The sequence below is a fragment of the Arthrobacter sp. UYP4 genome (assembly GCF_057291175.1).
This window is the reverse complement of the sequence record NZ_JBXAVU010000008.1, coordinates 1-13,856: the sequence shown is the minus strand read 5'-3', so window position 1 is coordinate 13,856 and position 13,856 is coordinate 1. Positions and strand designations below refer to the sequence as shown.

At 67.2% G+C, this 13,856-nt stretch carries 14 protein-coding genes; all 14 read left to right on the top strand.

The features are described from left to right. Nucleotides 1–101: 101 nt before the first annotated feature. Entirely contained in the window at nt 102–869 is a 768-nt protein-coding gene (locus AC0Z9V_RS17305; protein ID WP_104116725.1) for an RraA family protein, read from the top strand. Between the two features lie 67 nt (nt 870–936). Beyond that, nucleotides 937–1,836, top strand: coding sequence for an NAD(P)-dependent oxidoreductase (locus tag AC0Z9V_RS17300; protein WP_137368348.1), 900 nt, complete (start codon nt 937–939; stop codon nt 1,834–1,836). After that, on the top strand, nt 1,829–2,830 hold the full coding sequence (locus AC0Z9V_RS17295) for a carbohydrate ABC transporter permease (RefSeq protein WP_479821402.1): 1,002 nt from the start codon (nt 1,829–1,831) through the stop codon (nt 2,828–2,830). The genes AC0Z9V_RS17300 and AC0Z9V_RS17295 overlap by 8 nt, the downstream gene beginning before the upstream one ends. Then, a complete protein-coding gene (locus AC0Z9V_RS17290; RefSeq protein ID WP_479821401.1) occupies nt 2,827–3,711 on the top strand; it encodes a carbohydrate ABC transporter permease in 885 nt (294 codons plus the stop codon). The genes AC0Z9V_RS17295 and AC0Z9V_RS17290 overlap by 4 nt, the downstream gene beginning before the upstream one ends. A gap of 65 nt (nt 3,712–3,776) precedes the next feature. Continuing rightward, nucleotides 3,777–5,144, top strand: coding sequence for an ABC transporter substrate-binding protein (locus AC0Z9V_RS17285; protein WP_479821400.1), 1,368 nt, complete (start codon nt 3,777–3,779; stop codon nt 5,142–5,144). Between the two features lie 83 nt (nt 5,145–5,227). Then, nucleotides 5,228–6,406: a CaiB/BaiF CoA transferase family protein gene (locus AC0Z9V_RS17280; protein ID WP_479821399.1), complete on the top strand. Its 1,179-nt coding sequence runs from the start codon at nt 5,228–5,230 to the stop codon at nt 6,404–6,406. Beyond that, a complete protein-coding gene (locus tag AC0Z9V_RS17275; RefSeq protein WP_479821398.1) occupies nt 6,403–7,191 on the top strand; it encodes an enoyl-CoA hydratase in 789 nt (262 codons plus the stop codon). The genes AC0Z9V_RS17280 and AC0Z9V_RS17275 overlap by 4 nt, the downstream gene beginning before the upstream one ends. After that, nucleotides 7,191–8,075, top strand: a complete 885-nt coding sequence (locus AC0Z9V_RS17270; protein ID WP_479821397.1) for an amidohydrolase family protein — start codon at nt 7,191–7,193, stop codon at nt 8,073–8,075. The genes AC0Z9V_RS17275 and AC0Z9V_RS17270 overlap by 1 nt, the downstream gene beginning before the upstream one ends. A 35-nt stretch (nt 8,076–8,110) precedes the next feature. Then, nucleotides 8,111–9,301: a fumarylacetoacetate hydrolase family protein gene (locus AC0Z9V_RS17265; protein ID WP_479821396.1), complete on the top strand. Its 1,191-nt coding sequence runs from the start codon at nt 8,111–8,113 to the stop codon at nt 9,299–9,301. After that, entirely contained in the window at nt 9,301–10,275 is a 975-nt protein-coding gene (locus AC0Z9V_RS17260) for a C-terminal binding protein (RefSeq protein ID WP_479821395.1), read from the top strand. Before AC0Z9V_RS17265 ends, AC0Z9V_RS17260 begins: the two co-directional genes overlap by 1 nt. 26 nt (nt 10,276–10,301) lie before the next feature. Further along, nucleotides 10,302–11,762, top strand: a complete 1,461-nt coding sequence (locus AC0Z9V_RS17255; RefSeq protein ID WP_485142269.1) for an aldehyde dehydrogenase (NADP(+)) — start codon at nt 10,302–10,304, stop codon at nt 11,760–11,762. Beyond that, entirely contained in the window at nt 11,759–12,301 is a 543-nt protein-coding gene (locus AC0Z9V_RS17250; RefSeq protein ID WP_479821393.1) for a gamma carbonic anhydrase family protein, read from the top strand. The genes AC0Z9V_RS17255 and AC0Z9V_RS17250 overlap by 4 nt, the downstream gene beginning before the upstream one ends. 290 nt (nt 12,302–12,591) lie before the next feature. Further along, complete coding sequence (locus AC0Z9V_RS17245; RefSeq protein WP_479821392.1) at nt 12,592–13,200, top strand: DUF1016 N-terminal domain-containing protein; 609 nt, start codon at nt 12,592–12,594, stop codon at nt 13,198–13,200. An 8-nt stretch (nt 13,201–13,208) separates the two neighbouring features. After that, nucleotides 13,209–13,637 carry a PDDEXK nuclease domain-containing protein gene (locus tag AC0Z9V_RS17240; protein WP_479821391.1) on the top strand — a complete coding sequence of 143 codons (429 nt, stop codon included), beginning with the start codon at nt 13,209–13,211 and terminating at the stop codon, nt 13,635–13,637. Nucleotides 13,638–13,856: the final 219 nt, after the last annotated feature.

Genomic DNA, 13,856 nt, shown 5'->3' with positions numbered 1-13,856 from the left:
GCAAGCGAGAAAGTGACACGGGTCACTGAAGCGAATCCCGGCAGCAGATCGATGGCAGGTCGCTGCGCGACAACTGTTCCCGAAGAAGCGAAAGGTGTCCCATGACGACGCTCACCAACAGCACGGCCCCCGACTACGAGAAGGCCGATCCCGAGAACCTCAATAGCCTGTACAAGCACCTCCGCGTGGCGGATGTGGCCGACGCCCTGGACGGCATCGGCTACTTCGACATCAACCTCATGGACCCCGCCATCCACCCCCTCTGGTACGGCATGAAGTTCTGGGGCCACGCGGCGACCATCCGCTGTGTGCCGTCCAACAAGCCCATGTGGAAGCTGGACTCGACCCAGGACATCGTCGAGGCCCACCGCATCTGGTTCGAGAAGCACGGCCACAAGAAGCTCCCGGCGGACCTGCGGCCCGGTCACGTGATCGTCATGGACTCCGGCGGAGGCCGCGAAGTCGGTTTCTGGGGCTCCGAGAACGTCATGGCCGCCGTCGGCGCAGGCGCAGCGGGCATCATCACGGACGGCTACTGCCGCGACACCGGCGAGGTGACCCTCCAGCGCAACCCCATCTGTGTCCGGGAACGCGGACGCACCATCATCCCGGGCCGCATCGAGGTCGTGGAAGTCCAGACGACCATCGCCTGCGGCGGAGTGCAGGTCCAGCCCGAGGACATCGTCGGCTGCGACGACGACGGCATCATCGTTGTTCCCGCCGCCGTGGCCCACGAAGTGGCGACCCACGCCCGCGCGATCCTCCTGGCGGACATGCACGCCCGCACGAAGCTGTACAAGGCGCAGGGCCGGCCGAAGGACAGCTCCGTCGACATCGACGCCGTCGTCGCCTACTACGAAGGCCTGTAACTCCCCATCACTGTCAGTCAGTGGTGCCGGGCCCGCCCGGCACCACTGCAACGCTTCCGGAGGAAGTATGGCAACGAAGCCACGCACCACAACGATCGGCCTCGCCGGACTCGGGAACCTCGGCCTGCCGATGGCACACGCCCTGCTGGACGACGGCTGGCCCCTCACCGTCTTCGACCCGGCGCCGGACAAAGCCCGATCCTGTGTGGACGCCGGCGCGAAGAGCGCCGAGTCCGTCGAGGAGCTCGCGTCCGCGGACGTCCTCGTGCTCGTGGTTCCGGACGACGCCGCCGTGGAGTCCATCCTGCTGGGGGAGCGGGGTTACTTCGCCACCAGCACCGACGGAGCGGTGATCGTCCACAGCACCATCCTTCCGGCGTCGGCGCAGTCCCTCGCCGCGGCGGCCCGGGAGCACGGGACGCGGTTCATCGACGCTCCGGTCAGCGGCGGATCGGCCAGGGCGCGCAAGGGCGACCTGACGGTGTTCGTGGGAGCGGAGCGCGAGGACTTCGACGCCGTCGAGGACGTGGTGCGTGCCGTCGGCAGCGAGGTGCTGCTGGCCGGCGCTCCGGGCACCGGAGCGGCCACCAAGCTGGCCAACCAGATGATGATGTTCTCCGCGCTGGCCGGCGCCCACGAGGCGCTGGACGTGGCCGGAAAGTACGGGGTAGCCCCCGAGACGGTACTCAAGGCCGTGGCCACCTCCACCGGAGCGTCATGGGTGGCCGCCAACTGGGGGTTCTTCGACGACACGGCGGCCGCGTATTCCGCGGGCGGAACAGCGGTCAAGGACAGGCCCTGGAGCAAGGACCTCTTCGAATTCCTCACCGCTGCACGGACAGCAGAAACCTCCGCCCCTTTCGCAGCGCTCCTGAGCCAGCTGCTGCCGGACTACGTCGAGTCCCACGCGCGGGACGCAGCGGCCGGCGAGGGACACGACCACGACGGGAAGGACAACGATGACTGACGTCACCAGAACCGCGCAGGCCGCCCTCTTGGACACGCCGCCGCAACCAGACGGTGCGTCCGATGGCGGAGGCAACGGCACGAAGCGCCGGACGGCGTCCCGCCGGTCAGGTTCACGGCGGGAGGCGTGGGTCGCCTTCGGGTTCCTGTCGCCCTGGATCGTCGGGCTCCTGCTGCTGACCATCGGGCCGATGCTCTACTCCCTGTACCTGTCCTTCACGAGGTACGACCTCCTCTCGCCGCCGGTCTGGGCCGGCTTCGCGAACTACGAACGCATGCTGGCGGCCGATCCCCGGTTCATCGACTCCGTCCAGGTGACCTTCCTGTACGTCGTCGTCTCGGTGCCGGCCGTGCTGGTCGCCTCCCTCGGCGTCGCCCTGATCCTGAACCAGGGCATGAAGGCGCTGTCCGTGTACCGCGCGGCGTTCTACCTTCCCTCCCTGATCGGCGGCAGTGTCGCCATCGCGCTCCTCTGGCGCCAGGTCTTCGGGCAGGAGGGCATCTTCAACCAGGTGCTGGCGGTCTTCGGGATCCAGGGCCAGAGCTGGATCGGCAACCCCAACAGCGCGCTGTACACGCTCGTGGTCCTCAACGTCTGGACCTTCGGCTCCACCATGATCATCTTCCTGGCGGGGCTGCGGCAGGTGCCACGTGAACTGCACGAGGCCGCGTCCGTGGACGGAGCCAACGTCTTCCACCGCTTCCGCCACGTCACGCTGCCACTGCTGACGCCGCTGATCTTCTTCAACATCCTGATGACGACGATCAACGCCTTCCAGGCATTCACCCCCGCGTACGTCATCAGCAACGGCAGTGGCGGTCCGCTGAACTCGACCCTGTTCTACACCCTCTACCTCTACCAGCGCGGCTTCGCCAACCTCGAGATGGGGTACGCATCCGCCATGGCATGGGCACTGGTCGTGGTGCTCGGAATCTTCACCGCCCTCCTGTTCGCATCGGCCCGGTACTGGGTCCACTACGGAGACGAACGATGACCACCTACGCACCCGCTCCCCGGAAGCCCCTGTTCGGCCGCACGATGTCCCGCAACAAGATGGTGCTCGCCATCGCGAGGCACTTCACGATGATCGTCGTCCTGATCGTCATCCTCTACCCCCTGCTGTGGATGGTGGGAGCATCCTTCCGGCCGGCCAACGAGACCTTCAACACCCTCAGCCTCTGGCCGGGCAACTTCACGCTGGACAACTACGTGGACGGCTGGACCCTCGGGTCCTTCACCTTCTCGCGGTACTTCTTCAACTCGCTCCTGATCACCCTGCTGTCCGTGGTCGGCAACGTCATCGCCTGCGCCCTGGCGGCCTACGCCTTCGCCCGGCTCGAGTTCCCGTTCAAACGGACCCTCTTCGCGGTCATGCTCGGCACGATGCTGCTGCCGTACCACGTGACCCTCGTTCCGCAGTACGTACTCTTCAACGAACTGGCCTGGATCAACACGATCCTGCCGCTGACGGTCCCGAAGTTCCTCGCGACGGATGCGTTCTTCATCTTCCTGATGGTGCAGTTCATGCGCACCCTTCCCCGCGAACTGGACGACGCAGCACGGCTGGACGGCTGCGGCCACGTCGGGATCTTCCGCCGGATCATCCTGCCGCTGTCCATCCCGGCGCTCGGCACGACGGCGCTGTTCACGTTCATCAACACCTGGAACGACTTCCTCGGCCCGCTGCTCTACCTCAACCGCCCCGAACTCTGGACGGTCACGCAGGGCCTCAACAGCTTCCTGGACGCGACCGGGCAGTCCTCGTTCGGACCCCTCTTCGCCATGGCGACGCTCTCACTGGCGCCCGTCGTCGGCTTCTTCTTCGCCGCACAGCGACTGCTCATCGAGGGCATCGCCACCAGCGGACTCAAATAGCACCGCCGGCACCGTCCCATTTTCGCCGGATACATCGATCACCCGACACAACCATGGAGGAAACAATGACGATTCAATCTTCAGCCACACGCCGCTGGCCCCGCACGGTCGCGGCCACGGCAGCACTCGGAGCACTGCTGGCAGTGTCCGCGTGTGCAGGCGGGACCAGCGTAGGAGAGGCCCCCGGCGACGGCGAGGTCGTGGACGGACAGGGCGAGGTCACGGGCACCGCCCGGCTCGCCTGGTGGGGGGCCGGCCAGCGCAACGAGGTGACCAACGCCGTCGCAGACATGTTCGAGGAGGAGCACGAGGGCGTCACCATCGAGCGCGAGTTCGCCGATTTCGGTGCCTACTTCCAGCGGCTCAACGTGCAGGGAACCAGTGGCAACCTGCCCTGCCTCACCCAGATGCAGGGCCGGCAGCTGAACGACTACACGTCCCGCAACCTGTTCCTCCCCCTCGATCCGATGATCGAATCCGGTGCGATCGACGTCAGCGACATCCCCGAGGAGGTCCTCGACACGGGCCGCGGGACGGACGGCAACCTGTACGTCGTCCCCTACGGTGCCGCCTACGACGCCCTCGTCGTCAACGAGACCCTCGTGGAGCAGGCGGGCAGCGAGATGCTGCCCGAGGGCTACACCTGGGAGGACCTGCAGAGCTGGGCCATGGAGATGCAGCCGAACCTGCCCGAGGGAGTCTCCGCACTCTCGCTGAGCGGTGGCCGCCCGAACTTCCTCATCAGCTACATGGCGGCGAAGGGCGAGACCCTCTTCAAGGACGGCAAGCTCGGCTTCTCCGAGGAGGCACTGGCCGAGTACTGGACCATGTGGGAGGAGATGCGCAACGCCGGAGCGACGGCAACGCCGGCGCAGATGAGCGAGCAGCCCGAGCAGCCCGAGCAGAGCTACGTCTCCCGCGGAGTGACGGTCGCCGACACCGCACCGGGCAACTCGATCATCAACTCGCAGGCCACGCTGGACGGGCTCGGGAACGGTCAGACACTGACCTCCCTCCCCCTCCCCTCGGGAGAGGCAGGGCCCGGCAACGTGCTGTTCACGTCTGGCTTCGCCATCCCCGTCAACTGCGACAACGTCCCGACGGCGGCAGCCTTCATCGACTTCTGGGCGAACAACGACGAAGCGGCGGCGGTGTTCGCGTCGTCGAACGGTGCTGTCACCAACTCGCGCCACCTCGAAGCGCAGCTGGAGAACCCCGAACTGCCGGAGCTCCGCAAGCACGACCTCGAGCTGTACCAGCAGATCGCCGAGTCCGAGCCGCCCACGGTCGTCTACCCTCCCGGCTACCAGGCCACCTTCGAGGAGTCCTACACCCGTGCCTACGAGCGTGTGAGCTTCGGCGAGGTCTCCATCGAGCAGGCCGTGTCCGACTTCTTCACCGAGGTCAACGCAGGGCTCGGCGCTACGGGATAACGCACCCGGGCAGGGGCGGCCCGCTGCCGCCCCTGCCCGCCCGATCACCCGATCCCCGTACCGACCTGACAGAGGAGAGCCCCGTGCCCCCATCACCACCGCCGCCCGCAGGGCCACCTGCCGCCCAGGCACTCACCGGCATGACCGTCCTCGACCTCACCCAGGTCATGGCGGGACCGTTCTGCACCATGGTGCTCGCCGACCTGGGCGCCGACGTCATCAAAGTGGAGAACCCCCAGGACGGAGACCAGACCCGGCGCTCCTGGGGAACCTCCGGCAAGGGGGAGGACAGCCGGGCCTTCCTCAGCCTCAACCGGAACAAGCGCAGCATCACCCTCGACCTCAAGACCGAGGAGGGGCGCGACTCCTTCTACCGCCTCGTACGGACAGCCGACGTCGTGATCGAGAACTGGAGGCCGGGCGTCGCGGAACGGCTCGGACTCGACTTCGACACCCTCAGTGCCATCAATCCCCGCCTGGTCGTCGCGAGCATCTCCGGGTTCGGGAAGACCGGCCCCTACGCGACACGGCCCGGGTACGACCTCATCGCGCAGGCCATGGCCGGCGTCATGAGCATCACCGGGGAACCCGACGGCCGCCCCGTGAAGAGCGGCATCCCGGTCGCTGATCTGGGCGCGGGGCTGTTCTGCGCCGTCGGGATCCTCGCCGCCTGGAGCTCGAGCAAGGAGACCGGGCAGGGGCAATACCTCGAGACCTCCCTCTTCGAATCGACCCTCGCCCTCTCCGTCTGGGAGTCCACGGAGTTCTGGACGACGGGCGATGCGCCGCTGGCCCTCGGATCCGCGAACCGCATGTCGGCGCCGTACCAGGCCCTCGCCACGAAGGACGGGTACGTCACGATCGGAGCGAACAACGACCGGCTGTGGAACCGCCTCTGCGAGTGCACCGAGCTCACCCGGCTCCTGTCGGACACGCGCTTCATCGACAACCCCAGCCGGATGGCCAACAGGGCGGCGCTCGTCGCGGAGCTGGAGGCGGTCTTCACCGGGAGGACGACGGCGGAGTGGGTCGACGTGCTCCTCGGCGCCGGCATCCCCGCAGGTCCCATCCAGAACTACCAGCAGGTCCTCGAGGAGGACCCCCACGTGAAGGAACGGGACATGATCAAGTTCATGGACCATCCCGTCGAGGGGCGCGTCGAGGTCATCGGGTCCCCCATCCGGCTCAGCCGGACTCCTCCCACCATCCGCCGACACCCACCGCTGCTCGGGGAGCACAACGACGAGGTGCTGGGAAGATGAGGGCCACTGCTGCTGACGAGGGGCGGATCCTCCTCGAGAGGAGCGGGCCGATCCTCCAGGTGGTCCTGTCCCACCCTGGGCGCCACAACGCACTCACCTGGCGGATGTACGACGAGCTCGCGGAAGCCCTCGAGCAGACGGCGGCGGACCCGTCGGTCAGGGTCCTGGTCATCCGGGGCCAGGGCGGGGCCTTCGCCGCCGGCACCGACATCACGCAGTTCTCGTCCTTCACGACCGGCGAGCAGGGGCTCGAGTACGAGCAGCGGGTCGGCGCGATCCTCGACTCGCTGCTGAAGCTCAGCATCCCGGTCATCGCCGCCGTCGATGGTCCCGCCGTCGGCGCCGGGCTTGCGATCGCCGCCTGCTCCGACGTCGTCATCGCCACCGAGTCCTCGACGTTCGGGGTGCCGATCGCCCGGACGGTCGGGAACTGCATTCCTCCCGTGGTGCTGAGGCGGCTCCAGGCCCGCATGGGCCAGGGACGCACCATGGCCATGCTCCTCGCCGCAGCACTCCTGCCCGCCGGTGAAGCGCAGAAGGCAGGCTTCGTGTACAAGGTGGTGGCGCACGAGGAGTTCGAGGCCACGCTGTCCAAGCTCAGCACCAGGATGAGCCAGACGGCCCCTGTCACCATCGCCGCGCTCAAGGAGATGGACCGGCGCCTGCAGGAAGATCCCGCCGCGAACGGCGACGACCTCCTGCTCGCGTGCTACGGCAGCGCAGATTTCCAGGAGGGCGTCGCAGCCTTCACCGAGCACCGCACACCCCGATGGAAGGGACACTGATGGAGCAGGCACAGGAGCAGGCACCCCGCGTCGTCGACGCGCACCACCACTACTGGAAGCTCGAGGCCCAGGAGCAGGCCTGGCGAACGTCCGACCACAGCCACATCGCGCGGGACTACGAACCCGCCGACCTGGCCTCGGAGCTCGTCGGCTCCGGAGTGGACGCGACGGTGCTCATCCAGTCGGTCGACAGCAGCGACGAGAATGACCGGCTCGCGGCCTACGCCTCCTCGTGCGGCACAGTGGCCGGCGTCGTGGGCTGGCTCCCGCTCGAGCAGCCCGAGGCGGCCAGGGCCGAGCTGGCACGCGCGGATACGACGGCGTGGGCAGGGGTCCGCTGCCTCGTGGGAAAGCGTTCCCTTGAGTGGCTGGGCAACCCCGACGTCATCTCCCTGTTCGGGGACCTCGCCGAGCGGGGACTGTCCTGGGACATCGTGCCCGTCACCCCCGACCAGGTGGCGGCGGTCGGCGCCCTGACGCGCGCCGTTCCCGACCTCCGGGTCGTGCTCGACCACCTCGCGCGTCCGCCGGTGGATTCCGGCGGCTGGGAGCCGTGGGCGGGGCAGATCGCCGAGCTGGCGTCGTCGCCCTCCGTCTCCATCAAGATCTCCGTCGGGATCGACGTCCTGACCGCGTGGTCCCAGTGGCGGCCCGACGAACTCGCTCGCTATGTGGACTGGGCGCTCGCCAAGTTCGGCCCGCAGCGGTCGATGCTGGCCAGCAACTGGCCCGTCATCCTGCTCCAGCGCAGCTACCGGGAGGCGTGGCAGGACCTCTCCGCGCTCGTGGCCGCCACCGGCCTGTCGGCCTCCGACCTGGCAGCCGTGCGCGGCGGGGCCGCGATCAACGCCTACCGGCTGCACGAATCCATTCCCGCCGCGTGAGGAACCACGCGAGCACGAGCTCCTGAAAGAAGCCGATGCATCTTCTCGAAAACCACGCCGATGTCCTGCCGGTCGACGCAGACGCAGCAACACTCGTGGGCCGGGTCCTCGATCCCGAGGTCGACGGGCCGTGCGTCGTCGTCGTACGGGACCGCCGCGTCCACGACATCACGGACGCCTTCCCCACCATGAGCGACCTGCTCGAGTCCGCGGACCCGGCGGCACAGGTCGCGGCGGCGGAAGGAACCCGCAGCTGGGACCTCGACGACGTCCTGCGCAACTCGCTCGACGAGCGCCACACCGGCGTCCGCCTCCTCGCTCCCGTCGACCTGTCCGTGCTGAAAGCGGCCGGAGTGACATTCGCGAACTCGCTCATGGAACGCCTGATCGAGGAACGCGCGGGCGGCGACAAGCACGCCGCCACCTCCTTCCGCGCCGAACTGGAGCAGCTCGTCGGAGCCGACCTCACGACGGTCCGGCCCGGCAGCGCCGACGCGGACGCCCTGAAGGCCGAACTGTCGGCCAAGGGCCTGTGGTCGCAGTACCTGGAGGTGGGACTGGGCCCGGACCCGGAGGTGTTCACCAAGGCACCCGTCCTCTCGGCGGTGGGCTGCGGCCAGGACATCGGAGTCGCGTCCGTCTCCACCTGGAACAACCCCGAACCGGAGGTCGCGATCCTCGTGACGTCCACGGGGCAGGTGGTCGGCGCAACCCTGGGGAACGACGTCAACCTGCGGGACGTCGAAGGCCGGTCCGCGCTGCTGCTGCCAAAGGCGAAGGACAACAACGCCTCCGCCGCCGTCGGCCCGTTCATCCGCCTGTTCGACGACGCATTCAGCCTCGACGACGTCCGGGCCGCCGAGGTCCGGCTCGAGGTACTGGGCGAGGACGACGGCTTCGTCCTCGACGGGGCCAGCTCCATGCCCCTCATCTCGCGGGACCCGGAGGCGCTGGCCCGCTACACGGTCGGGGACTCCCACCAGTACCCCGACGGGATCCTGCTCTACCTCGGAACGCTCTTCGCCCCGACCGCCGACCGGGACGGCGCGGACATGGGATTCACCCACCATCCGCGCGACATCGTCAGGATCTCCAGCCCTCAGCTCGGGACCCTCGTCAACCGCGTCACCTCCTCGGAGGCGGCACCGCCCTGGGAATTCGGCATCCGCGACCTCATCCGCAGCCTCTCCGAGCGCGGCCTGGCCGCAACGGTGGGGGTGCGGTGATGCGCATCGTCGTCACGGACCACAACTTCCGGGGACTCGAGGACGAGCGCGCCGCCGCCGCAGCGCTCAGCGCCGGCTTCGAGGTGTATCAGGCAACCACGGAAGAGGCCGCACGCGAGGCGGTCCGCGGGGCCGACGTCGTCCTGGTGAACTTCGCGCCCATCACGGCCGCAGTTCTCGACGAGCTGCCGGCTGGTGCGGTCGTCATCCGGTACGGCATCGGCTACGACAACGTCGACCTCCAGGCGGCGAACGAGCGGGGGATCTCGGTCTGCAACGTCCCCGACTACGGCGCCGACACCGTGGCCGACCATACGCTGAGCCTGATCCTCGTCCTCGTGCGCAAGCTCGTGCAGTTCGATCGGGTGCTCAGTGGGGGAGGCTGGATCTCGCCGCCGTCTTTGGCTCCTATCCGTGCTTCCGCAGACACCACGGTCGGGCTGATCGGGCTGGGCCGCATAGGGCTCGGCGTCGTCGCCCGGCTCAAGCCCTTCGGGTTCCCCGTCCTGGCTTTCGACCCCTTTCTCGATCCGTCGGTCGCGGCCCACCACGGCATCGAGCTCGTGGACCTGGACACCCTCTTCCGCAGGGCGAATGTCGTCTCACTCCACGCACCTGCGACTCCGGACACCTACAAGGTCGTGAACGCGGAGAACCTGCGGAAGATGCAGCCGGGATCCTTCGTCGTCAACACGGCGCGCGGGACCCTGGTGGACCAGGACGCCGTCCTGGCTGCCCTCGACGCCGGACAGCTCGCAGGAGCAGCCCTGGATGTCTTCGACCCGGAGCCCCTGCCCGCGGACCACGGATTGAGGAGACATGCCAACGCGGTCCTGACGCCGCACGCAGCCTTCTACTCCGAGGCGTCACTGGCCGCGCTGCAACGGCTCGCCGCCGAGGAGGCGTACCGTGCAGGTCGGGGCGAGCCGCTACGCTGCCTCGTGAACCAGCCGGAGACAGCACAGACAGCATGAGCAGCATCGGAGAGGACTGACGGGCCATGAACAGCACGATTGAGGACACCCGGACCGAGGAACTCGAGCAGGTCCTGTCCGCGGCAGCGGCTGCCGCGGATCCGTGGGCCGCGACGCCCGCCCGCAACCGCGCTGCGGCGCTTCGCGCCATCGCGGACCACCTGGACGGGGCCGCGGACACTCTCGTCGACCTGGGGACCAGGGAGACCTTCCTTTCCGAGGCCCGCCTGCGCGGCGAGCTGAAGAGGACGACGTTCCAGCTCCGGCTCTTCGCCGAGGTGCTCGACGACGGCTCCTACCAGGACATCCGCATCGACACCGCGGACGAGCAGTGGCCGATGGGGGCTCCGCGCCCGGACCTGCGCCGGGTGCTGGAACCCGTGGGCCCCGTCCTGGTCTTCGCGGCCAGCAACTTCCCGTTCGCCTTCAGCGGGGCCGGCGGCGACACGGCTGCAGCCCTCGCGGCCGGGTGCCCGGTCATCCTCAAGGCCCACCCCGGGCATCCCGAACTGTCGGTCGCGACAGCGGACGTCATCCAGGCCGCCCTCCGTGACGCTGGCGCTCCGTCCGGGCTGTACTCGGTCATCTTCGGTCTCGATGCCGGACGTTCAGCCCTGCTGGATCCCCGGGTACAGGCGGGATCCTTCACGGGATCAATCGCAGCAGGGCGGGCGCTGTTCGATCTCGCCAACGCCCGCGAGACACCCATCCCCTTTTTCGCGGAGATGGGCAGCGTGAACCCGACCTTCGTCACAAGGACGGCCGCCCACGCCAGGGGTGCAGACATCGCCTCGGCCTTCTTCGCCTCCGTGACGGCCAGTTCCGGACAGCTCTGCACCAAACCGGGCGTGCTCGTCGTCCCGGAGGACATGCTGGTCCACCTGCGCTCACAGACGCCGCCGCCGCCGTCGCCACTACTCAATAACGGGATTCAGGAGGGGTACGTCCGCTCCCTGCAGGAGCTCGTGTCCCACCCGGGCGTCACGCCCCTGTTGGGAAGCGAGAAGGCCTTCGCTGACCCACCGGAAGCAATCCTTCTGGTGACGAGCATCGGGGACGTGCTGGGCGATCCTTCCCCCTTGCTCGCCGAGCGGTTTGGTCCTGCCGCGCTGGTCGTGACCTACGAGGACGAGGGCGATCTGCTGAGCCTGGCTCGCGTGCTGGAGGGTCAGCTGACCGCGAGCATTCACGGCGAAGAGGCCGACGACGTGCAGGACCTCATCCGCGAGCTTGCGAAGCGGGCCGGGCGTCTCCTTTGGAATCAGTGGCCCACCGGCGTGTCCGTCACGTACGCCCAGCACCACGGCGGGCCCTACCCCGCAACCACCCAGGCCGGCACGACCTCCGTCGGAACCGCCGCCATCCTCCGGTTCCTCCGGCCCGTCGCCTACCAGGGCTTCCCGCAGTCCCGGCTTCCGGAGGTGCTGCGTGATGACGCCCCGACACCGGTCCAGCGGATGCTCAACGGGAAGCTAGTGTCGGCGTGAGCATCATCCCGTTTCGCGGTCATCTTCCGGTAGTCCATGACACGGTCTTCGTCGCGTCGACGGCGTCATTGATCGGTGACGTCGTCCTCGGCCCGGGAGCGAGCGCCTTTTACGGCGTTACCGTCCGTGCTGACACGGCGCCCATACGGGTGGGGGAGGGGACCAACCTGCAGGACAACGTCGTCGTTCATGCAGACCCCGGTTTCCCCGCGACCATCGGCGCACGGGTCAGCGTGGGCCACAGCGCAGTCGTGCACGGCTGCACCATAGAGGACGACTGTCTGATCGGCATGAGCGCGACCATCATGAACGGCGCGGTCATTGGCAGCGGGTCGCTGGTCGCAGCCGGCGCCGTGGTCCTGGAAGGAACGTCCGTGCCGCCTCGATCGCTTGTTGCGGGAGTTCCCGCGAAGGTGCGCCGGCAATTGACCGATGACGAAGTGATGGGAGTCAAGGTAAACGCCGAGCAGTACAGGAGCTTGGCTGAAGAACACCGGGAATGGTCGACCGGAAACGGAAGCAAAAGGATGATCTGGTAGTCGATCACTAGACGTTCTAAAAGGCCTTTGCTTACAGCCTCGCGAAGATCTGCCGACGACGGCTCCTGGTTGGTTGCAGCACCCCGGCCACATCCAAGAACAATCACCCGCTATCGAGCGCGGTCACACAGAAGTGCGGAATTACTGCGTGGCTGGTCTTTAATTGCGCCACAGGTTGTGGCGCTAGTTGTCGATCACCCTGCTTGCCGATCGTCTGCTGTAGCAGCACTGCCACCGCAGGCTCGGGCTGACGGGGAATGAACACTGGTACGTCCAACTAGGGTGGTTTCATGACCCAGCTGGAGCCGGATCTTCCAAGAGACTACGCCGCCACCCTCACCGCTCTGACGGCGCTGGTGCAGGAAGCTCAGCACCGCGCGCAGCGCGTCGTGAACACGGCGATGATCGAGTTGTACTGGAACATCGGGCGGTCCATTCTGGACAGGCAGGCCGACGAACCCTGGGGGAGTAGGGTCCTCGACCACCTCGCGAAGGATTTGAAGTCAGAGTTCCCCCATATGAAGGGCTTCTCCCGGACGAACCTGTACAATATGCGTGCCTTTGCCGCTGCGTGGGACGGCACGGAATCAATTGTCCAGACACCGTCTGGACAATTGAGCTGGAGCCACAACGTCACCCTTCTGAACAAGGTCGGCGACCACGATGTCCGCTCCTGGTACGCAGCGCGGGCTGCTCAGCACGGCTGGTCCGTGGCCGTCCTTGAACACCAGATCCTCACCAACCTCCATGCCCGGGCCGGCGCAGCACCGAATAACCTTGAAGCACGACTACCCGGTGTGGGTTCGGACTTGGCGCGCGAAGTAGCGAAGGATCCGCTGGTGCTCGATTTCCTCGGGCTGACCGAGGAAGCCAGGAACACGCCATCGAGGAAGCCATGACTCTCCGGATGGCCCAGACCCTGGCGGAGTTCGGGCCAGGGTTCGCCTTCGTCGGCCGTCAGCATCACCTGAACATCGACGGGGACGACTTCTACATCGATTTGTTGCTTTACCACGTCCCCTCCGACCGATACGTGGTCGTGGAGTTGAAGGCCGGCAAATTCAAGCCCGAGAACCTGGGACAACTCAACTTCTACGTCGCAGCCGTCAACGACATCCTGCGACTCCCACGGCAAGCACCCACCGTAGGGATCCTCGTGTGCGGCTCAAAGAGCGAACGAGTCGTGCGCTACGCCCTCGAGGGATCCACCCAACCTTTGGCTGTCACCTCCTACACCTACGACGCACTTCCCGCTGATGAACAAGCTGCCTTGCCGTCGCCAGCCGCCATCACCGCTGCACTCGGGCACGAGAAACAACCAGACACTGACAATTGAACCTCTGCCCTGCGCGATAACTCCGCCATGAAGCGATAGACCGCTCATCGAGACCGTTCTGAAGCCCCAACAGCCCCTCTTCGAGACGAGCAAAAACTGCCGATAACCATGATTATGTAAAGTAGTAGTCTGCGTATCTCATCTGATGAATCATTTGGGCCCTCTCCCGCACGGTTCCGCCTCGTGTACCTGAGGCGCCCTGCGCCGCGGTGTTCAGCG